The organism is Cellulophaga sp. F20128, assembly GCF_023015805.1.
Lineage (GTDB): Bacteria > Bacteroidota > Bacteroidia > Flavobacteriales > Flavobacteriaceae > Cellulophaga.
In genome coordinates, this window is the sequence record NZ_JALKBA010000004.1 from 128399 (window position 1) to 151356 (window position 22958).

17 protein-coding genes are annotated in these 22958 nt (G+C 34.0%); 9 read left to right on the top strand and 8 right to left on the bottom strand.

All coding sequences use genetic code 11. The annotated features are described in order from the left end of the window. Positions 1-67: 67 nt before the first annotated feature. Positions 68-1645, top strand: coding sequence for an NADP-dependent glyceraldehyde-3-phosphate dehydrogenase (locus tag MWU65_RS05885; RefSeq protein WP_247076254.1), 1578 nt, complete (start codon positions 68-70; stop codon positions 1643-1645). A gap of 211 nt (positions 1646-1856) precedes the next feature. Beyond that, positions 1857-3062 (top strand): MFS transporter, encoded by a 1206-nt coding sequence (locus MWU65_RS05890; protein WP_247076255.1) that lies wholly within the window; start codon positions 1857-1859, stop codon positions 3060-3062. Between the two features lie 60 nt (positions 3063-3122). On the opposite strand, the gene leuB is transcribed toward MWU65_RS05890, so the two are convergent. The 5 genes from leuB to recG form a co-directional block, all read right to left on the bottom strand. Further along, on the bottom strand, positions 3123-4178 hold the full coding sequence (gene leuB / locus MWU65_RS05895) for a 3-isopropylmalate dehydrogenase (RefSeq protein WP_247076256.1): 1056 nt from the start codon (positions 4176-4178) through the stop codon (positions 3123-3125). A gap of 44 nt (positions 4179-4222) precedes the next feature. Further along, on the bottom strand, positions 4223-5737 hold the full coding sequence (locus tag MWU65_RS05900) for an alpha-isopropylmalate synthase regulatory domain-containing protein (protein ID WP_247076257.1): 1515 nt from the start codon (positions 5735-5737) through the stop codon (positions 4223-4225). 35 nt (positions 5738-5772) lie between these two features. Beyond that, positions 5773-6369: a 3-isopropylmalate dehydratase small subunit gene (gene leuD / locus MWU65_RS05905; RefSeq protein ID WP_247076258.1), complete on the bottom strand. Its 597-nt coding sequence runs from the start codon at positions 6367-6369 to the stop codon at positions 5773-5775. 86 nt (positions 6370-6455) lie between these two features. Further along, a complete protein-coding gene (gene leuC, locus MWU65_RS05910; RefSeq protein WP_247076259.1) occupies positions 6456-7850 on the bottom strand; it encodes a 3-isopropylmalate dehydratase large subunit in 1395 nt (464 codons plus the stop codon). Positions 7851-8011: 161 nt separating this feature from the next. Then, entirely contained in the window at positions 8012-10117 is a 2106-nt protein-coding gene (gene recG / locus MWU65_RS05915) for an ATP-dependent DNA helicase RecG (RefSeq protein ID WP_247076260.1), read from the bottom strand. Positions 10118-10188: 71 nt separating this feature from the next. Here recG and MWU65_RS05920 point away from each other — a divergent pair, with 71 nt between their 5' ends. From MWU65_RS05920 to MWU65_RS05935, 4 genes are read left to right on the top strand one after another with little or no spacing between them, the layout of a single operon-like run. After that, positions 10189-12276, top strand: coding sequence for a M1 family metallopeptidase (locus MWU65_RS05920; RefSeq protein ID WP_247076261.1), 2088 nt, complete (start codon positions 10189-10191; stop codon positions 12274-12276). A gap of 2 nt (positions 12277-12278) precedes the next feature. Next, complete coding sequence (locus MWU65_RS05925) at positions 12279-13184, top strand: patatin-like phospholipase family protein (RefSeq protein WP_247076262.1); 906 nt, start codon at positions 12279-12281, stop codon at positions 13182-13184. After that, on the top strand, positions 13181-14086 hold the full coding sequence (locus MWU65_RS05930; RefSeq protein ID WP_247076263.1) for a patatin-like phospholipase family protein: 906 nt from the start codon (positions 13181-13183) through the stop codon (positions 14084-14086). Before MWU65_RS05925 ends, MWU65_RS05930 begins: the two co-directional genes overlap by 4 nt. A 54-nt stretch (positions 14087-14140) precedes the next feature. Beyond that, positions 14141-15688 (top strand): VCBS repeat-containing protein, encoded by a 1548-nt coding sequence (locus MWU65_RS05935; protein WP_247076264.1) that lies wholly within the window; start codon positions 14141-14143, stop codon positions 15686-15688. A 62-nt stretch (positions 15689-15750) separates the two neighbouring features. On the opposite strand, the gene MWU65_RS05940 is transcribed toward MWU65_RS05935, so the two are convergent. After that, entirely contained in the window at positions 15751-16269 is a 519-nt protein-coding gene (locus MWU65_RS05940; protein ID WP_247076265.1) for a hypothetical protein, read from the bottom strand. Between the two features lie 89 nt (positions 16270-16358). Continuing rightward, positions 16359-17102, bottom strand: coding sequence for a hypothetical protein (locus MWU65_RS05945; RefSeq protein ID WP_247076266.1), 744 nt, complete (start codon positions 17100-17102; stop codon positions 16359-16361). 174 nt (positions 17103-17276) lie between these two features. On the opposite strand from MWU65_RS05945, the gene MWU65_RS05950 reads away from it, so the two are divergent. The 3 genes from MWU65_RS05950 to MWU65_RS05960 all read left to right on the top strand — a co-directional run bounded on the left by MWU65_RS05950 (position 17277) and on the right by MWU65_RS05960 (position 20334). Then, on the top strand, positions 17277-18035 hold the full coding sequence (locus tag MWU65_RS05950; RefSeq protein ID WP_247076267.1) for a glycosyltransferase: 759 nt from the start codon (positions 17277-17279) through the stop codon (positions 18033-18035). A 17-nt stretch (positions 18036-18052) separates the two neighbouring features. Beyond that, on the top strand, positions 18053-19474 hold the full coding sequence (locus tag MWU65_RS05955) for a glycosyltransferase family 39 protein (RefSeq protein WP_247076268.1): 1422 nt from the start codon (positions 18053-18055) through the stop codon (positions 19472-19474). A gap of 161 nt (positions 19475-19635) precedes the next feature. Then, entirely contained in the window at positions 19636-20334 is a 699-nt protein-coding gene (locus tag MWU65_RS05960) for a collagen-like protein (protein ID WP_247076269.1), read from the top strand. Positions 20335-20386: 52 nt separating this feature from the next. Here the strand turns inward: MWU65_RS05960 and MWU65_RS05965 are convergent, their stop codons facing one another. Continuing rightward, positions 20387-22951 carry a CHAT domain-containing protein gene (locus MWU65_RS05965; RefSeq protein WP_247076270.1) on the bottom strand — a complete coding sequence of 855 codons (2565 nt, stop codon included), beginning with the start codon at positions 22949-22951 and terminating at the stop codon, positions 20387-20389. Positions 22952-22958 lie beyond the last annotated feature (7 nt).

Here is a 22958-nt window from a genome sequence, read left to right on the forward strand (position 1 = left end):
TTTGGGTAGAAGTAGTTTTTTGTAACTTTACTAACCTGGGTAAGTTTTAACTTTTAAACGAAAGCAAATGAGTATACCGCAAGAATTTCAGATTACAGATCGTATTGATCAAAAAAAATATTTGGTAGGTGGAGATTTAAAAAATTGGAGTGGCAACACTACAGAAATATATTCTACGATTTCCTCTACGGAAGCATACAAGCCTACACTCTTGGGTACGATTCCAGATATGGGAGAACCAGAAGCTTTAGACGCTCTTAATGCCGCACTTAAGGCCTATGACCAAGGACAAGGTGCCTGGCCAACCATGCGCGTAAAAGAGCGTATCGATTGTATGGATAAGTTTGTAGCCGCGATGATTACCAAAAGAGATATAATTGTTAAGCTCTTAATGTGGGAAATTGGAAAATCGCTCCCAGATTCAGAAAAAGAGTTTGATCGTACGGTAGATTATATCAATGATACCATTGAAGATTATAAAAAGTTAGATAGGGATGCCGCAAAATTTCAAAAAAGTGGTGGTGTATATGCACATATTCGCAGAGGACCCATAGGCGTGGTTTTGTGTTTAGGGCCGTATAATTACCCCTTGAATGAAACCTTTGCATTACTTATTCCGGCCATAATTATGGGGAATACAACCATTTTTAAGCCTGCAAAGCATGGGGTACTTTTAATTACACCCTTGTTGGAAGCTTTTCAATCTTCATTCCCAAATGGAGTTGTAAATATTATTTTTGGTAGGGGTAGAGCTGTTGCTAGTCCAATAATGAAAACAGGGAAAGTAGATGTCCTTGCATTAATTGGAAATAGTAAATCGGCTAATGCCTTGCAAGACCAACACCCAAAAAGCAATAGATTGCGTTTGGTGTTGGGATTAGAAGCTAAAAATCCAGCTATTATATTACCAGATGCAGATTTAGACTTAACCATAGATGAATGTATATCTGGTACATTATCTTTTAATGGGCAGCGTTGTACCGCATTAAAAGTGGTGTATGTTCATGAAAGCATCGCAGCTGAATTTAACAAACGTTTTTCGAAACGGGTTGATGAACTTAAATTTGGAAACCCTTGGGAATCAGGTGTTCAGCTTACGCCATTACCGGAACCGGATAAGCCAGCATATATTCAAGGCCTTATTGAAGACGCCAAGGCAAAAGGAGCAAAAATACTAAACAAAAAAGGAGGTGAAATAGCTGATAATTATATTTGGCCTGCCGTTTTATATCCAGTAACTAAAGAGATGCGTGTCTATCAAGAAGAACAATTTGGACCAATTATACCTATAGTTTCCTTTAGTAATATTGAAGAACCTTTAGATGATATGGCTGCCTCTAATTACGGACAACAAGTTAGTTTGTTTGGCAAGGATGTTTATACTTTAGCGCCTTTAATAGATACCTTGGTTAATTTGGTCTGTCGTGTTAATTTAAACAGTGCTTGTCAACGTGGACCAGATGTATATCCATTTACAGGTAGGAAAGATTCAGCTCAAGCAACCTTAAGTGTACACGATGCGCTGCGTTCCTTTTCGGTACGTACTTTTGTTGCATCTAAAGACAATGAATTAAACAATGAAATTATAGAACAGTTGTTAGAAACCAGACTGTCCAACTTTATTAGTACAGATTATATATTATAGGTGTCAAATTTCATCTAAAAAAAAGCCTCTTAATTTTAAGGGGCTTTTTTAATTGTATCCCATTGCTATTTTTTTCAACCATAACTTTGGTTAGATATGCGCATAAATAGGGTAAAAATACATAGCTTTTAAAATAGATATCTATCTAATTTTGTCCTGTAAATTAGAAAATAATAGCAGTGCCTTACAACCCTGCAAATATGAAATTTTTATGGGCAAGAAAACATCAAATAAAAAAGCACTTATTTCCCTAGCCATTGGTGGTTTTGGAATAGGAATGACAGAGTTTGTGATTATGGGAATTTTACCAGATGTTGCAAGCGCATTAAATATAACAATTCCGCAAGCCGGACATTTTATTGCAGCTTATGCCTTGGGTGTAGTAGTAGGTGCTCCAATACTTACGAGTTTGAGTAGTAAATGGCCAGCCCATAAATTACTATTGGGACTTATGGTATGGTTTACAATTTTTAATACATTATCGGCCTTCGCGGAAAGTTATAACAGTCTCTTGTTTTTTAGATTTTTATCTGGTTTACCGCATGGCGCATTTTTTGGGATAGGAGCTGTTGTGGCTGGTAAATTAGCGGCCCCTGGTAAATCTGCACAAGCCATTGCAATTATGTTTGCGGGACTCACAATTGCCAATGTAATTGGTGTACCTCTAGGTACCTATTTAGGGCATCACTTTAGCTGGAGTATTTCGTTTATATTGGTAGGAATAGTTGGAATAATGGCTATGTTTAGCGTGTATAGATGGATGCCTAGTATCCCGAAAACTTCTACTGGAGGGTTAAAAAAGGATTTGTTAGTCTTTAAAAGAAGAGAACTTTGGGTTTTAATTTTATTGACAACCGTTGGTACTGGCGGATTTTTTGCATGGTATAGTTATATAGCTCCTCTACTTACAAATGTTTCTGGTTATCCGGAAAGTATGGTAAGTTATGCTATGATATTAGCTGGATTGGGAATGGTTGTCGGTAATTTTCTCGGTGCTAAAATGACTGAAATGTTTACTCCAATGCGAGCTGTGGTAATTAGCTTATCGATGATGGTTGTTGTTTTACTTATAAATACCGTAGTTGCCCATAATCCTATAGGCATTTTAGTGTTAACTTTTATTATTGGAATGATTTCATTTAGTGTTTCTACACCTTTGCAAATGGCAATCATTAATGCTTCAAAAGGTTCTGAAATGTTAGGTTCATCTATGAATCAAAGTGCATTTAATATGGGGAATGCATCTGGGGCTTATTTGGCAGGTTTACCAATTGCAATGGGGTTTGGAGTTACTTCCGCTAGTTATATAGGTGCAGTTCTTGCAGGAACAGGGGTATTAATTGCGGTGACGATTGTAATTGTTAAAAATAAGAAAGGCATCTTAAAAACCAGGTTTAGGCGTTTGGCTTTTAAATAGAAGCAAAAAAGCCTCTTATTTTATTAAGAGGCTTTCTTTTAGTTTTAAATCTTGATATAATTAGATGTTTTTTACCAACCAATCCCCAACTTCACTCGTTTTATAGGCTTTTCCGTTTTCAGATAAATCCTCCGTAACTATTCCTTCTTCCAAGGATTTGTTTACGACAGCTCTAATGGTTGCGGCTTCTTCCGTCAGATTAAAATCTTCAAATAACATTGCTGCGGATAATACCATTGCCAACGGATTAGCAATATCCTTACCTGCTGCTTGCGGATAAGATCCGTGAATTGGTTCGTATAATTTATTTTTTTCACCCACTGAAGCTGATGGCATTAATCCCATTGAACCAGAAATTACGGATGCCTCATCTGTTAGTATGTCTCCAAATAAATTTTCAGTAATCATCACATCGTAAGCCTTTGGCCATTGCACCAAACGCATGGCTACGGCATCTACAAACTCATACGATACTTCTACTTCAGGATAATCTTTTTCCATTGCTTGTACCGTTTCTCTCCATAACCTAGATGATTCCAGTACATTGGCTTTGTCTACACAACACAATTTCTTTGATCGCGTCATGGCAAGTTCAAATCCTTTTTTTGCCAAACGTGTAATTTCTGCTCTGGTATAAGTCATGGTGTCAAAAGCAGTATTGCCGTTGTCTAACCGACCTCTTTTTCCAAAGTAAACACCACCTGTAAGTTCTCTAAGTATAATCAGGTCTGTCCCTTCAATACGTTCTCTTTTTAAGGGCGATTTATCAATTAAAGAAGGAAAAGTAAAGGTTGGTCTAACATTGGCAAACAAGCCTAATTTTTGACGCATTTTTAACAACCCCTGTTCTGGCCTTACTTTAGCTGATGGATCATTATCAAACCTTGGGTGACCAATAGCACCAAATAAAACGGCATCGGCTGCTTCACAAATAGCATGTGTGTCATCAGGATACGGTTCTCCTACTGCGTCAATTGCAGCTGCACCGGTTAATGCCGGTGTCCAGGTAATTTCATGATTGTACTTTTTTGCTATGGCGTCAGAAACTTTTAGTGCTTGTTCCATTACTTCTGGTCCAATGCCATCTCCTGCTAAAACTGCAATATTTAATTTCATGTGGTATTCTCTTTTTGTTATTTATTTTTCTTTCGATTGTTGGGCTAAATAATATTCAACATTTTTTCTGTTGCTTTAATAGCAGATACTGTTTGATCTGAATCTAGACCCCGCGTTATAAATTCTTTAGTTTCACTCTTCCATGTAATTATAGTTTCACATAATGCGTCGGAACTACTCCCAGGTGGAATTCGTACAGCATAATCTATAAGCGTTGGTAGTTGTACCTTTTTAGATTTAAAAATTTTGGTAATGGCATTCATAAAAGCATCGTATTGCCCGTCGCCCTGCGCATTTTCTTCATACATTTCATTCTCAATTTCTATAGCCACAGTTGTAGATGGTTTTAGTCCTTTTGAATGTGTAAGCACATATGATTTTATGCTTACTTTTTCCTGATAACTGCCACTATCTAAAATATCAGAAATTATATAGGGTAAATCTTCTTGGGTAACTTTCTCTTTTTTATCCCCTAATTCAATAATTCGTTGGGTTACCTTACCAAGGTCTTCATCATTAAGTGTGAGTCCTAGCTCCTGTAAATTTTTAAGAATATTTGCTTTACCAGATGTTTTTCCTAAGGCATATTGCCTTTTTCTACCAAAACGTTCCGGTAATAAGTCGTTAAAATACAAGTTCTTTTTACTGTCGCCATCTGCGTGAATTCCGGCTGTTTGGGTAAAAACATTATCACCCACAATAGGTTTGTTTGCAGGAATTCCAACCCCTGTAAAGGCAGAAACTAGTTTACTTACCTTATAGAGTGAAGTTTCCTTTAGTGAAATATCTATATCTGGTAAAAAATCATTGATGACTGCAACTACACTGGCCATGGGTGCATTACCAGCGCGTTCTCCCATTCCGTTTACCGTTAAATGTAGTCCGTGACAACCCGCTTTCAGGGCTTCCATTACATTAGCTACGCTTAGATCATAATCGTTATGACCGTGAAAATCAAAATGAAGATCGGGGTATTTATCAACTAAACTAGAAATGTATTCAAAAGTTTCAGTATGTGTTAAAATACCTAGTGTATCGGGCAGTAAAACACGTTTGATGGGTTGTGTCGCTAAAAAATCTAAAAACTGAAAAACATAGGCTTTTGAATTTCGCATTCCGTTGCTCCAATCTTCTAAATAGACATTGGTTTCTATTTTGTGCTGTTGCGCGAGCTTAATTGTTGCTTCAATTTCGCTAAAATGTTGCTCTGGTGTCTTTTTAAGTTGGTGGGTAAGGTGATTTAATGAACCTTTTGTTAAAAGATTCTGAACCTTAGCACCAGCCTCTATCATCCACTTTATGGAAACTCCTTTATCAACAAAGGTAAGTACTTCAACTTTATTTAAATAGTTAGTGGTTGCCGCCCAACTTGTGATTTGTTGAACTGATAATAATTCTCCGTTAGAAACCCGAGCTGAGGCTACCTCAATCCTGTCTACCTTTAACTCTTCTAATAATAATTTAGCGAGCGTTAATTTTTCTGAAACAGAAAAGGACACACCGGAGGTTTGTTCACCATCACGGAGTGTGGTATCCATTATTTCAATCTTTCTTTTCATGTTAATTTAGCCGGGTTAATATGATATATTTCTATTTATAAAGGAGTGTTTTCGGCAAAGGCCGTAATTTCCTCTTTCATATTTAGCAAGTAATCAATATCATCAAAACCATTGAGCATATTTTCTTTTTTGTAAACATTTATGTCAAACGATTCTTTTTCCCCTGTGCCTACAATTGTGATGGACTGTTCTTGTAGATTTACTTCTACTTCTGCTTTAGGATCTTTTTCAGTTTCTGCATAAATTTTCTCTAAAAAATCAGCTGATACTTGCACTGGAAGTACTCCAACATTTAAACAGTTATTTCTAAAAATATCAGCAAAAAAACTAGAAACCACACATCTAAATCCGTAATCATAAACAGCCCAAGCTGCATGCTCACGAGAAGAGCCAGAACCAAAGTTTTTCCCACCAACTAATATTTTTCCTGTGTATTTATCTTGATTCAATACAAAATCTTCTTTAGGAGAATTGTCTGTATTGTAACGCCAATCACGAAATAAATTATCTCCAAAACCTTTACGCTCTGTAGCTTTAAGGAATCTTGCAGGGATTATTTGATCGGTATCTACGTTTTCTATTGGTAGCGGTACAATGCTACTTTTTATTATATTGAATTTATCGTATGCCATTGTAAAATAGTTGTTCGTTTATAGTTGTTTGTTGATAGTTAAAATATTGTCGTCGTTTCCTAAGTTGGACAACTAACAACTATCAACTAATTCATTAATTCTCTTGGGTCTGTAACTTTTCCTGTCACTGCTGCTGCTGCTGCAACTAGGGGAGAAGCTAATAGCGTTCTTGAACCAGGACCTTGCCTTCCTTCAAAATTTCTGTTGGATGTACTTACAGCATATTTACCGGCAGGTACTTTATCATCGTTCATAGCCAAACAAGCAGAACAACCAGGTTCTCTTAGTTCAAAACCAGCTTCGGTTAAAATATCCAATAGACCTTCTTCTTTGATTGCTGTTTCTACTTGATGCGAACCAGGTACTAACCAAGCAGTAACATTAGACGCTTTTTTTCTTCCCTTTACAATCTCAGTAAATGCTCTAAAATCTTCAATTCTACCGTTGGTACAACTCCCAAGAAATACAAAATCGATGGGCTTACCAATCATAGTATCCCCTTCATTAAAGGCCATATATTGCAACGACTTCTTATAGGTTGCCACACCACCTTCTAAATTTTCAGCATTGGGTATATCCTTACCAATTCCCATTCCCATTCCAGGATTGGTACCATAGGTAATCATTGGTTCTATATCTGCCCCATTAAAAGTAAGTTCTTTGTCGAACGTTGCACCTTCATCCGTATATAAAGTGTCCCAATATGCTTTTGCCTTATCCCAAGCGGCACCGGTTGGTGTAAATTCTCTTCCTTTTACGAAAGCTATTGTTTTCTCATCGGGGGCAATCATTCCACCACGGGCTCCCATTTCAATACTTAAGTTACAAACCGTCATACGGCCCTCCATACTCATATCTGTAAAAACGTTTCCAGCATATTCTATAAAATATCCAGTTGCGCCAGATGTTGTAAGTTGGGATATGACATATAAGGCCACATCTTTTGGGGTAACCCCTTTGCTTAAATTACCATTCACATTAATGCGCATACTTTTAGCCTTGGGCTGCATGATACATTGGGTTGCGAGAACCATTTCTACTTCAGAAGTACCTATACCAAAAGCGATGGCACCAAAGGCACCATGGGTAGAGGTATGTGAATCTCCACAAACAATTGTTGCTCCTGGTTGGGTAATCCCATATTCTGGACCAACAACATGAACAATACCATTTTTTTCATGTCCCAATCCCCAATAACTAATACCGTAATTGTTAGAATTTTCTTCCAATGCTTTTAATTGCTTTGCAGACAAAGGATCTTCTACTGGTAAATGCTGGTTAATGGTTGGCGTATTATGATCTGCAGTTGCAAATGTTTTTTCAGGATGTTTTACCCCTATGTTACGACTTTTAATTCCTAAAAATGCAACAGGACTTGTTACTTCATGCACCATGTGGCGATCTATGAAAAGAACATCTGGTCCGTTTTCTATTTTTCTTACTACGTGGGAATCCCACACTTTGTCAAATAGTGTTTTCATGTATTATATCGTTTTCTTCTTCTTGTTTGAATAAAAATATCGGTAAAAATTTAATAGAAATCCTTTAGATCATACTAATTTTTGAGCTATTAAGACCTCAACTCTCAAAAGTATAGAATTTAATAAAGTTGTAGTTCTAGTTTACTTAAAAATTACGATGTTCAACTTATATAATTCCAAATATTCTTATACTTAACCAACTGTTGGTAGGCGTATAAAAGCACGGTATTACTGGATTTACTTAGACTTGGATCATTGGTGAGAATTTGTATTGCATAATGCCTAGCCGTTTTTAAAATATCATTGTCTTTTATAATATCTGCAATTTTTAAATTGAGCACACCACTTTGTTGCGTGCCCATAATATCCCCTGGACCACGCAGTTTTAAATCTACATCTGCAATTTGAAAACCATCATTGGTTCGCACCATAGTTTCTAATCGTGTTTTTGCATCTGAAGACAATTTATGACTGGTCATTAAAATACAATAACTCTGGTCTGCACCACGACCAACACGGCCTCTTAACTGGTGTAATTGCGACAAACCAAAACGTTCTGCACTTTCAATTATCATCACAGAAGCATTGGGAACATTAACGCCTACTTCAATAACGGTAGTGGCCACCATAATTTGTGTTTCTCCTTTGATAAAACGCTGCATTTCAAATTCCTTGTCTTCGGCTTTCATTTGACCATGTACAATAGATATTTGGTAATTAGGCATTGGAAAATCACGTACAATACTCTCATAACCATCCATTAAATCTTTATAATCTAAAGCTTCAGATTCTTGAATTAAAGGATATACAACATAGATTTGACGTCCTAGTTTGATTTCATCTTTGATAAACCGAAATACTTTTAAACGGTTGGCATCATAACGATGTACGGTTTTTATGGGCTTCCTTCCTGGAGGCAATTCATCAATAACAGAAATGTCTAAATCCCCATACAAACTCATCGCCAGAGTTCTAGGAATAGGTGTTGCTGTCATCACCAATATATGTGGTGGCACCTCGTTCTTATGCCATAATTTAGCACGTTGCGCCACACCAAACCGGTGTTGTTCATCAATGATTGCCAGCCCTAAATTTTTATATTGTACTTTGTCCTCTAGAAGGGCATGGGTACCTATTAAAATATGGAGTTCACCATTTTCTAGTTGTTCGTGAATTATTTTGCGCGCAGATTTCTTTACGGAACCTGTTAATAAGGCAAGGTTGATGTCTGTTTTTTCTAGTAATTCTTTAATTCCGTTAAAATGCTGGGTGGCTAAAATTTCAGTAGGAGCCATTAAACAGGCTTGAAAACCATTGTCTAAAGCAAGTAACATACTCATTAGGGCAACTATAGTTTTTCCTGAACCCACATCACCTTGCAACAATCGGTTCATTTGTGCATTACTACCCAAATCTGACCTAATTTCTTTAATTACCCTTTTTTGTGCATTTGTCAATTCAAAAGGGAGATGATTTTTGTAAAATTCACTAAAATACTCCCCAACCGCGGTAAATGGATAGCCTTTAATTTTATTTTTTCTAATGATTTTTTTCGTAATCAGCTGTAGTTGAATATAAAAAAGCTCTTCAAATTTTAAACGGTACTGTGCCTTGGCTAATTCTTCTTGATTTTTTGGAAAATGAATATTAAAAAGAGCATTGCTTTTGTTCATCAGATTAAGCTCTGATAGTAAATAATCAGGTAATGTCTCTACAAACCGTCCCTTGGTATCCAGAAACAATTGCTGCATTAATTTATTGGTAACCCTATTAGTAATTCCTTTATTGCTTAATTTTTCCGTTGAAGGATAAACGGGTTGCATACTAATTTTTAATCCTTTTTTATGTGCTTCAAGCAATTCCATTTCAGGATGGGGCATAGAAAAGGTACCATTAAACCAATTTGTTTTGCCGTAAAGTACATAGGGTACATTTAGTTTTGTGTTTTCTCGAATCCATTTTTGTCCTTTAAACCAAACCAATTCCATAGTACCAGTCTCATCGGTAAAAGAAGCAACGAGTCGGTTTCCTTTTTTTTGGGCGACAGATTTAAGATGTGTTATTTTTCCAATGAGCTGAACTTCTGAATTATTCCGCTGTAACTCACTTATTTTGTAATATTTCGTTTTGTCTAAATAGCGGTTTGGAAAAAGATTAATAAGATCTTGATAGGTGTAAATACCCAACTCTCCCTGTAAGGTTTCGGCCCGGTTTGGACCAACACCTTTTAAATAAGCAATGGGAGTTTGTAAATAGTTAGGATTCATTCGACTAAAATAAACCGAATCTAAACAACTGCAAAAGATGAAATTGCTTATTTTGGTTCAAAATTATAATAATGATTTTTTATCGATTTTTTACAGTACTATTTATTTGCTTGCATTCTAGTTTTTTAATTGCACAAGAACAAGATAAGGTTGATTTTTTAACAGCTAAGGTTCGTTTGTTTCCAAATGAACAGACTTCAGAGTTGCGCGGAGAAGTTACCTACAGATTTACGGTACTCCAACAAACAGATTCAGTGTTTTTAGATGCTAAAAATATGCAGTTTTCTAAAGTTGTTTTAAACAATAAAAAGGTGAAATTCACTGGGGATTCAAAAATGTTGCGTATTTATAAAAAATTAAAGAAAGGTAAAGAATACGAACTAAGCTTACACTACGTTACCAAGCCAACACAAACGCTTTATTTTTTTGGATGGAATAAGGAGGATAGTACAAACAATCAGATTTGGACACAAGGACAAGGGAAATATACCAGTCATTGGTTGCCTAGTTTTGACGATATGAATGAAAAGGTAGAATTTGATTTATCCATTACATTTTCTAAAGAGTATGAGGTAATTGCAAACGGAAATTTAGAAAAGACTTCTATTTCTAATGATTTGAAAACATGGGAATTTAATATGAACCATCCAATGTCTAGCTATTTATTGGCTTTTGCCATTGGTAACTATAGAAAGATAGAGCAATTTTCTAGCTCTGGTGTGCCCTTAGAGCTGTATTACTACCCAAGTGATTCAACAAAAACAGAACCAACTTATAGGTACAACAAACAAATTTTTAATTTTTTAGAAGAGGAAATTGGAGTGCCGTACCCTTGGGGTGTGTACAAGCAAATTCCTGTTCGCGACTTTTTGTATGCTGGGATGGAAAATACCACTGCTACTATTTTCTCTGATGCTTATATAGTAGATTCTATTGGGTTTAATGATAAAAACTATATAACGATTAATGCCCATGAATTAGCGCATCAATGGTTTGGTAATTTAGTAACGGAGGTAGACAGCAACCATCATTGGTTACATGAAGGTTTTGCAACCTACTATGCTTATTTAACAGAGAAAGAATTGTTTGGAGCAGATCATTTCTATTGGAAATTTCATAGTACAGCAATTGAGTTAGATAAGAGTTCGAAAAATAATACTGGGGAGGCATTATCAAACCCAAAAGCTAGTAGTCTTACATTTTATGAAAAAGGAGCATGGGCATTGATGGCATTACAACAGCAAATAGGGGCGGAAGCTTTTAAAAAAGGAATTAAAGCCTATCTCAACAAAAATCAATTTTCTAATGTTACGATTCCAAAATTTTTATCAGAAATGGAACAGGCAAGTCAGCAGGATTTATCGAACTTTAAAAAGGTTTGGTTATTAAATACAGTATTTCCCATAGCTGAAGCAAAACGAATTTTAAAAGAAACGTCACCATCCATAGCAACCTTTTATAAATTACAACGAGAATTAAGTGTAAGTAAAGAAAATAATTCGGTTATAATAGACAGGTATTGGAAAGATAATTCCTCCATTGAATTAAAAAAACGGATTGTTCAGTTTTATACAAAATTCCTTTCCAATACAATTAAAGAATCTATTCTACGATCAGACAATGTGTCTCTACGCCAGGCTTTGGTTTTGGCAACAGAAAAAATTACAACGGAAGAGTCGGATTATTTTATGCCTTTTTTAGAAGACAAAAGTTATGTAACCATAGAAAATATTTTGTATAAACTATGGATTTATAATCCAGAAGAACGATTTAAGTATTTAGATAAAACCAAAGGTGTAATAGGATTATCAAATAAAAATGTACGTTTATTATGGTTAGCTTTGGCAATTATGACCAAAGAATATGAGCTTCAAAACAAACAAAAGTACCTAAGAGAATTACAGTCCTATACAAGCAAAACCGAATATTTTGAAACCCGTCAGTTGGCCTTTTCCTATATAAATGACTTGTTTTATTTGACCGAAGAAAACTTAAAAGACCTCGCTAATGCGACTAGCCACCCAGTTTGGCAGTTTAAGAAATTTGCACGGAATTTGGTAGATGAATTAGTCAAGCATGAACAATATAAGCAAGCATTTGAAACTTTGGAATTTCAAATAAAGGAAGCGGAATTTCGTTATATTAAAAGTAAACTCTAAGTATGAGGGCAATGGTAATTTCAGGTGGTGGTAGTAAAGGTGCTTTTGCGGGTGGCGTTGCTCAATTTTTGTTGCAAGAGGCAAAGCATAAGTACGATATGTTTATAGGCACTTCAACAGGAAGTTTGCTTATTTCACATTTGGCATTACAGAAAATAGATAAGATTAAAAAAATATATACTTCGGTAAATCAGGAGAGTATTTTTAGTTCTTGCCCTTATATTACCCATAAAAAAAATGGTATTGAAACTATAGGTATTCATCATTTTAATGTATTGAAGAATATTTTAAGAGGGAGTAAAACCTTTGGAGAAAGTTATAATCTTTTAAAATTGATTAAAGATTCTTTAACAATTGAAGAATTTAACCTTTTAAAGGAGCAAAACACGGAAATTGTTATCACGGTTTCTAATTTGTCTTTAAACAAGGTCGAGTATAAATCTATAAGTGATTGTACCTACGATGAATTTTGCGAATGGATTTGGATTTCTTGTAATTACACGCCGTTTATGAGCCTTGCAAAAAAGAATGGTTGTGAATATGCTGATGGAGGATTGGGGAGTATGGTGCCTATTGAAGAAGCCATACGAAGAGGAGCTACGGTTGTGGATGCTATTATTTTACAAACAGAAACAACACTGTTTAACAGAATGCCATCTAAAAATGCATTTTCATTATTAACCAATATGTTTGCCTTTATGTTGGATAGAATTGAACAACAAAACATACGTATAGGTAAATATGTAGCGAGTAATAATAATGCCATTATTAATTTTTATTTTACACCAACCGTTTTAACTACAAATTCACTTATTTTTGAAGAGAAAAAAATGACCACCTGGTGGAAAAGTGGTTATGATTTTGCAGAAAATATGAATATTGACACAAACCATATAGAGATAGAATGAAAGCATTAGTAATTAGTGGAGGTGGTAGTAAAGGTGCTTTTGCCGGTGGGGTAGCTCAATATTTAATGGAAACCGAAAAAAGAGATTATGACATACTTGTGGGCACTTCCACAGGTAGTTTGTTAATAACTCAGTTGGCTTTGAACAATGTAGGCTTACTATATGATTTATATACCAATGTAACACAACGCAAGATATTTAGTCTAAATCCATTTATTGTAAAAAGAAAAGATGGTCGCGAATTTGTAACTATTAACTATTTTAATGTTTTATTGCAATTTATAAAACGTAAAAGAACTTTTGGGGAGAGTAAATCTTTGCGTAACACAATTAAGAAAAATTTCACAAAATCAGACTACAATCAAATTATAGAAAACACCACCAAGGATGTTGTTGTGACCGTATCTAACTTATCTAAAAATAGGGTAGAGTATAAGTCTATAAGAGATTTGAGCTATGAAGAGTTTTGCGATTGGATATGGATTTCTTGTAATTACATACCCTTTATGTCTTTGGTAACAAAAGATGGTTATGAATATGGTGATGGTGGTCTGGGCTGTGTTTTGCCAATTAGGGAAGCTATAGAGCGTGGTGCAACTGAGGTTGATGCCATTATATTGGAATCAGAAAACATGGATCACAATAAGGTTCTTGGAAAAAACCCTTTTTCTCTAATGCTTAGTATTTATGGCTTTGTATTGGATCAAATAGAATATCATGATATCTCGGAAGGGGTCATTTATGCACAACACAAAGGGGTAAAATTAAATTTATACTATACACCTACTAAGCTTACAGAAAATTCCTTGGTTTTTAATAAAAAGCTTATGACAAAATGGTGGGCGCAAGGATTTAATTATGCTGAAAAAAAGGCGAATCAACGTAAGGTAGCTTCATTTTAGATAGTCACCTAAAATTGTATCTTGGAGTCACTTTTTTTACGATCTAAAGTTATAATGAAAAAAACCACATTTATTACGCTTAGCATTCTAACGGTACCATTTCTGCTGGGGTTTACTTATTTTATTAGATTGACTGATTCTTATCCTCCAAACAGAAGCATACCCAATGCTACGCAATCTGGCAAACAATTGGCAATGCAGTACTGTAAAATGTGCCATTTAGCACCAGAGCCCCACGAATTGGATAAAATTACATGGCAGAATAGTGTATTACCCAATATGGGAATGCGGTTGGGTATTAAAGTAAAAGATGTAGATCCCTATGAAGATTTAGACCCCATTGATAAAAGTATCGTTGAAAAACTGAATATTTACCCGAACGAACCTTTGATTGCTAAAAAGGATTGGGATAAAATTGTAGGGTATTATGTTTCAAATGCTCCAGAAAATTTACCGATTATAAAGACTACAGAACATAGTGTTAAAGCGCCTTTTTCTGCACAATACATACGTATTGGAGATGAAAAATTACCACAAGTTAGCTTGTTAAAATACAATAGAGGTTCTGGTGAACTCTATATTGGAGATAATGACAATTTATATGCACTTAAAAGCAATGGAGAGTTTAGTGGTGTCTGGAAATTAAACAGCCCTGCCGTTCATATGGAATTTAAAGAAAATACATCTCCCTTACTCTTAACTATTGGAAAATTTTCTCCTTCAGACCAAAAACTGGGCAGATTGGCACAATTAGTTCCAACCGAAAGTAATCTAAAAAATAGAAACCTAGCAAGTTTACAAAGACCTGTTTACTTTGCCAGTGGTGATTTAAATTTGGATGGAAAAGATGATGTTATTGTTTCTAATTTTGGTAATTATACAGGAACCTTGGCTTGGTATGATGATTATGATACCTCTAAAGAACATGTTTTGAGTAATTTGCCAGGCGCAAGAAAAGTAATACTTAAAGATTTAAATAATGATGGTAAATTAGATATCATTGCTTTGATGGCACAGGCCTATGAAAAGTTTGTGATCTATTTTAATAAGGGCAATGCTGTATTTGAAGAAAAAAATATACTCGAATTTTCTCCTGTTTATGGCGCTAGTAATTTTGAGCTTGCAGATTTTAATAATGATGGTTATGATGATCTTTTAATTACCAATGGAGATAATTGGGATTATTCATCAATTGATAAACCCTATCATGGATTGCGTATCTATATTAATGATAAAAGAAATAATTTTGAAGAAAAATATTTTTTCCCAATGTATGGTTGTAGTAATGCTGTGGCGGTAGATTTTGACAATGATGGAGATTTAGATATAGCGGCCACTTCCTTTTATTCAGATTTAGAGAACCCCAGCGAGAGTTTTGTCTATCTTTCCAATAATGGTGAACTAGAGTTTACACCATCCTATCTACCAGAAGCAAAATATGGAAAATGGTTAACTATGGAGGTTGGAGATTTTAATAATGATAACCTTCCTGATATAATGCTTGGTTCATTTTTATATAATATTAAAGAAATGAGCAAAATGATTGTTACCACAGGGGAAACATCTTTTCCACAAGTCCTGCTATTACTCAATAAAAATTAAAACAAATGTTTATAAAAACTAGCGGTTTAAGTAAAGTAGAATAAATTTATCCTAATGTTTGATTACCACAATTCTCCTATTTCTTTCTTTACATACGATAGGGCTGTAGTAGATGGAGATTGTTTGTCCATTGTTTCATTCAGAATAACTTCTCTTAATTTATCAGAAGAATCTGCATGGCTCATACTAGCCTTGCGAATCATTTGAATGGTAGCACTTTTGGCAGTTTTAATAATGTTCCAACAATCATCAGTTATGTATATTTGCTGTGATAAATTATGATCAAATTCTTTTTCTATATTTTTAATCAAAAGATTTTCATAGGCGTCTTTATCCGTTCCAATTGGAGCAACACGTACAACCAAGCTTGGTATGGAAATACGCTCTAAAAACAATGCCATGCGCTCATAGGCCTGCAATCGAATTGGTAGGGTGTTTTTCTGTATGTCTTTATGTAATAAAAAACGTCGTCTACCTTCTTCATTTTTAGTGTGCATTTTAAAAAAATAAAAGGCCACAAGGCCTGTTACTACACTCGGTAATAAATAAGCAAACATTTGTAGGATTAAATCTTCATTCATATTGGTTTGTTATTAAGTTTGAATACGGATTTAAAACGTACATTTTTCACAAAAATTATACAGAATAAAAAATTTCAATAGCTAAAAAACTATTTTAACTTTTTTACATGCTCTCTAACTCTAGTGTAAAAACTAGGGTAATTAGGATTAATTTTAAATAATACCGGTGCTACTTCGGTACTGACAAAATTTAAAGAAATTCTTTCAGGTACAATGCTATAGGTGGTTATTAAGGCATTTGTTATTTGCATTAATCCATCTGTTTTGCCGGTAATTGTTAATTGTGAATTCTGATTGGCCAATAGGATTTTAGCTAATTTTTCTAAGAAAGATTCCCCATTTACACTTACTTTAGATTTTGAAGCATCCAGTAAATTTTGTGTATTTTCTGTTATTACTACTTCGCCATTTGTTACGGTAACACTAGCATTTTCACCTAAAGTTTGCTTGGCATTGGTAAGGATGACAATAGCCGTAGAATCATTTTTACTAAAAGTACTTTCCAAAATAGACAATTGAGCTTCTTTGGTTTGTAATGCCACTAAAGTTCTTTCCATATTTTTTGAATTCTGGCTAGATACTTGTGTGAAACTTTTAAGATTATTTAAAAGAGATTTGTTGGCTTCTTGTAATTCTGTAGCCTGACTCTCGAATAACTCTGATTTTGCAAGACTTACTTTTTCGCTTTTTTTAGCCTCTGCAAGAGACGTATTGGTTTTAGCAATACTATCCTTTAAATTTTCAATTTGAAACAAAAGATCACTTTTCTTTTGGGCAAAAGAAATAGAAGTAATCATAAGAATAACAAAAGTTAATAATGTAATTTTTTTCATAAGCTATTTATAAATTAAAAAAGCAAATCTACTGATTTAATTTTGGTCCTTGTTGTTAAATTTACCAAAGATTTATAACCAAATTACTATAAAATGAAACAGAAATAGATAAGTTATCTCGCATAACAATTAAGACGTGCTTTTTTAATATCTTGCAAGCCAAAATAAACCAAGGTGACCAAATTATCCAATAAAATATGTATTGTAATTCCCTGTTATAACGAAGTAAAGGAGTTAAAAAACAAGGTTTATGACAATTTTATAGTTAAAAAGACAGATACGTTTATCTGTTTTGTAGACGATGGTTCTTCGGATGGCACCTATGAAGAATTACAAATGTTGGAAAAACGATATCCAACAAAAGTAATTGCTTATAAAAACAGTAAGAATTTAGGGAAAGCAGAAACCGTACGTAATGGTATCAACTATGTTTGCAAGAATTACAATTTTGAACAGGTAGGGTATTTAGATGCAGATTTGGCTACTTCCTTGGAAGAGTTTTATACTTTAACGGATTTTGTAAAGGGAGAAATCACTTTTGTTTTTGGCTCACGAATTATGAAAATTGGTTCTACTATAGAGCGTAAATTGTCTCGTTTTTTTATAGGTAGGTTTATTGCAACCCTGATTTCTAAGATCCTTGGGTTAAAAGTCTATGATACGCAATGTGGGTGTAAAATATTCACTAAAGAACTAGCAGAACAAATTTTTATAAAACCATTTGTTTCTCGTTGGTTGTTTGATGTTGAGATTTTTAATAGAATTTTAGTCTTGTACGGAAAAGAAAAAGCATTGACAAAAATGTTAGAAATACCTCTTATACGCTGGGTAGATCAAGGGGATTCTAAGGTTAAAACCTCCTATTTTTTTCAACTTTGGTTGGATTTATATAAAATAAATAAGATTTGTAAATTAAGTGCGAAAACGCAATAAATTTATTAAAGTAGATAATGACAGATAAAAAAAACACTTTTAATTATATAATGATAGGAGTAATTTCTCTTATTATTTTTAGATTTATATTAACTGGAGCATTACCATTATTGGACAAGACGGAAGCGAGATATGCAGAAATAGCCAGAATAATGCAAGAAACAGGGGAGTGGGTAGTTTTACAAATAGACTATGCAGTACCATTCTGGGCTAAGCCTCCCTTATCAACATGGCTTTCTGCAGCAAGTTTTGAATTGTTTGGCGTAAATGAACTTACGGCACGCTTGCCCTCGTTTTTATTAGGGCTAGCAATGTTGATTATTTTAGGCTATTTTGTTAAAAAAACAAAGGTGTCACCTTTTATACCAGCATTGGTATTAGTTACAACACCAGAATTTTTAATCCATATGGGGGTAGTTTCAACAGACTCCGCCTTATGTTTTAGTGTTCTATTAATTATGCTGTCTTTTTGGAAAGCTATTTCAACAGAAAAAAAGTCGATTTGGAATTACCTTTTTTTTGTTGGTCTTGGCTTAGGTTTTCTTGCCAAAGGACCCTTGGTTTTGGTATTAACAGGACCTCCTGTTTTTTTATGGCTATTACTAGATCGTAGAAGCTTTTTTTCCAATTTAAATAAACTCCCATGGGTAGTGGGTATTCTAATTACCATTCTCATAGCTTTACCTTGGTATTTACTTACAGAGCAGCGTTCGCCTGGGTTTATCGATTATTTCATAGTAGGAGAACATTTTAATAGATTTTTAAAACCAGGTTGGAGTGGCGATTTATACGGGAAACCTAAATCGCAGCCCCTAGGTCTTATTTGGGCATTTATGCTCGTTTTTGCACTGCCTTGGTTTTATATTGTTATTGCCAAATTGGTACACCTTAAAAAGAGGATAATAGAAGACAAATATGTTGTTTTCTTATTGTTATGGCTATTTTGGACGCCTATCTTTTTTACAATTTCTAAAAATATATTACATACTTATATTCTACCCTCAACCATACCAATGGCTTTGTTAATTGCACATTGGTGGCCAGAATACAAACATAAAAGAAAAGCCTTGATAGCATGTGCTGTTTTTCCCGTACTCGTATTCTTAATTGCAGTAGGGGCTATTTTTACAGACCAGTGGAAAACCTATATGAATTCTGATAAATTATTAATTGAGAAGACCGAAGTTCTGAATTTAAAACAAAACCCTCCTATATTGTATTATCGAACAAAATCATACTCCAGTCAATTTTACAATAAAGGAAATGTTATTGAGGCTGAAGAACCTGCTAAAATTGATTCCATACTAAAGCTATATGATAAGCTCTATATCTTATCATCTAAAAAAAGAATGAAAGATTTTCCAGAGGAACATATTGGAAATTTACAGCAAATAGATACCACGTATAAGACTGGTTTATTTTTATATACAAATAAATAGTATTATTAATACATTCAAATTATTTGCATACTACTAACTCTATGTAAAACACTTGATTTTTAGTGGTTTATACATTTTAAAGTGTTAGATATACAAATAATGGTCCTGTCGGAATGAAATATTAGGATATTTATTACCATAAATTATAAAAATGAATACTTATGGTAACTTCAACAAAATCAATTCGAAAAATTTTAAAAGGATCTGTTTACTTCCTATTAGTATTGTTAATTTCTGTTCAATTTTCTTGTTCTTCAGAAGATGGGGAAGATGGAATGGACGGACTACAAGGTGCTCAAGGTGAGCAAGGAATAGCTGGAGCAGATGGTGCTGACGGAACAAACGGTACTGACGGTGCAGATGGTCAAAACGGAACAAATGGCACTGACGGCGCAGATGGGGAAGATGGAACTGACGGTGCAGATGGTAATGCAAATGTGAGAAACTTTACCTTTGACGCCTCTACTTGGTCTGGTTCAATTGGAGAACTTACTATCACTCAATTAACTTCGGATGTTTTAGCTAATGACGCTATTCTAACATACTTAACAAATGATGACAATTTTTGGTTCCAGGTACCTTGTCCAGTTGATAGTTATGAGTTTGACCATGCTGTATTTGTAACTTTGTCTATTGGATTGATTGAATTTGATTTTGCAGATGCCGCTGGTCAAAACGTATTTATTTCTGCAGGAGATTTAACCTCAGGTAAAGTCATTATTATAGAGGCTACAAGTACAACGGCTTTAAAAGGCACTTCAACTAACAAAAAAGAGCAGGTTCTTAATGAGCTTATTCAAGCTGGTGTAGATGTAAAAGATTACAAAGCTGTTTGTGACTATTATGGTATAGAATACTAGATAAATTTTTTATAAAAATTTTATAAGCCGGAGTTTAAAACCTTCGGCTTTATTAATTCCTTTTTCTTCTAAAGTAAAAAAGCAGTAAAGTACTTATGAATGCTATACCTGTAAGAATTAAATAGGTAAAAGAAACCGTTTTAACTGGTTTATCAAAACCTCCGTAATACACAAATCCATTCCAGTAGTAAGGAGATTTTTTAGCATTACTTATTTCAGAATCATATAAGTAATGTAGTTTAGCGGCTGTATTTGCTATAGCCATAGCATTTGTTTTTTGATACTCATTGTAAAAAAAGTGCATCACTTCAGAGCTACTTTTATCATTAACCTTCCACAGGGTAAACAAAAGTTCTGCGGCACCTGCATATTGAAATCCCCTTGCTAAACTCAAGGGGCCTTCTCCTTTTTGCAACTTTCCAATACCTGTTTCACAAGCACTTAAAACAATACTTTTAGAGGAAAAATTTGTGGCATATATTTCATTCATAAATAGGGAATCATCATAAAAATCTATGCTTGCGGGAATAACAAAATTGCCACTATTTGCATGGGTAGAAAGGTGTAATACATTATAATTTTGCATTGTAATTAAGAAGTTAGCTTTACTTGCTTTTTTCTCAAATAAAAGTGTGGCAGTAACAGATTTTTTTATGTAATCTGCTTCCTTAATGGAATATGATAAATTTTGATTGCTATCTGGAAAAACAGGAAAAACACCCAAGACTGATGGTTTTTCTCTAGTCTTTTTCCAATTAAAATAGTGGGTGGCGTTTGTAGCGTAAACAAGATTATGTTCTTTAACTACAAATGGCATTTCGGCATAGTTTATTGTGGATACGGGTTTGCTCACTAAAGATTCAAAAGAAACAAAACTTAATAATCCGTCAGGAATTACCAAAACATTAGTATAACTTTCTACTTTATGAAATAAGATGTTACTATAGACGTTAAATGCTGCTTGGGTATAGCTGTTTATATTGTTATTTATAGCAGAAGGAGTATCAAAGAAATGAAGAAACTCTTGCAGTGTAGTTTTAAAATCTGCGGTTATTTCTACCTGATCTAAGCTAATGGCAGCTTCATTTAATTTGAATACATAGAGATGCTCATTTCCATAAAAATAGGAAAGCATTACCGCATTGTCTTTTTTTAATTTTTGCTGTAATTTTGTAACCGATATTTCTGAATTTAAGGCGGGGTATTTGTTTTTAATATCCTTTCTTAGGCTTGTTAATTGTAAGGCAATTTTGTTTAAATCTTCGTTTAATTCTTTTGTATCCTTAATTTTAAGGAGCTGTGATCTAACTAACCCATCAATGATAATTTCCTGACGTTGTTCTAATTTCTGCTCTTGAACTAAAAGTGGGTCTAGGGTTTCATTAATACGATTATTTTTTAGCAAGCGCTCAGCTAAAACACTAGATTTTACTTCTTCTGTAAATTGAAAAGCATCAATAAGGTATTGCTTGTCTTTGGTTTTTTTATACAAAGCATACAACAATGCTAAGCATTGTTCTGTCCTATTTTTTTGTTCTGCTTGGTGTAGTATTTTATTTTCTTGGGATGTCCAACTTCTAAATCTTTTCTTATGTATAAAAAAGCTTAGTTCATACCAAGTCAAGGCATCTACAGGATTTTCAGTTACTTTGGCTTTTAAATCAAAAATACTTGTAAAGATTGCCTCTGCATACAATTCATTTTCATTAGGGAAGGTCTTTTCCTTGTAAAATGGGAGTAAGGCTTGTAGTGCTTTTGCCAAGCTTTTTTTAGTAGATTCTATTTCATCCAATTGATAAAATAATTGCGCTTCTTCAAGGTATAACAATGCAAGTGCTCTACTTGAAAATTCTTTCTGTTTAAGAAGTTCTTCCTTTGCTAAATTGAAATACTGTTGTGCTTCGTCCCTATTTTTTTCTTGCAATGCTATAAAAGCCAAACTTTTATAGGTTGTTAAATGATTTTCTTTAAATTGAATAAGACTTTGCTGTAGTGTTTTTTTTGCGGTATCATAATCTAGTAAACCTACATAACTAGTCGCTAAGTTATTCTGTAATTTTTGTAACTCACTTGATTCAATAATTTCTAGATTCTCGCTTTTTAAAATTGTTTTAATTGCCGCATTATACTTTCCTGTACTATTATATAAACTGGATAAATTAATGATTCCATCAATTATCTGAAGGCTATTATTATTCTCTTCAGCCTTTACCATATATGTTTTTATGGTATTTTCTGCTTTAATAAAGTCCCCAGTCTTTGTATATAAATTTGCAAGAGGAATTAAACAGTTACTCGTAATGTCGTAATTGGTAAATTGATAGGTTTCATAGATTTTCCAAGCAGTTTCATAGGCGGTTATACTTTCATTCTGATTGCTATAGAGGTTGTTGTAATACCCCAAATTACAATAGGTAATGACGACAGCTATATGTTCATTTTCAGTATTTGCTTTCTTAGATAATACAGCTACTTTGTTAGATAATAGGGATAGGGTAGTGGTTGAAGGGTTTTTTGTAAACGCATCTAGATGTTCATAAATTTCACCTTCCAAATGCTGAGATACTGCAGAGAATGAAATTGAAAAAATAAAAAATACCCCAATAAGTTTTTTCATAAAATGA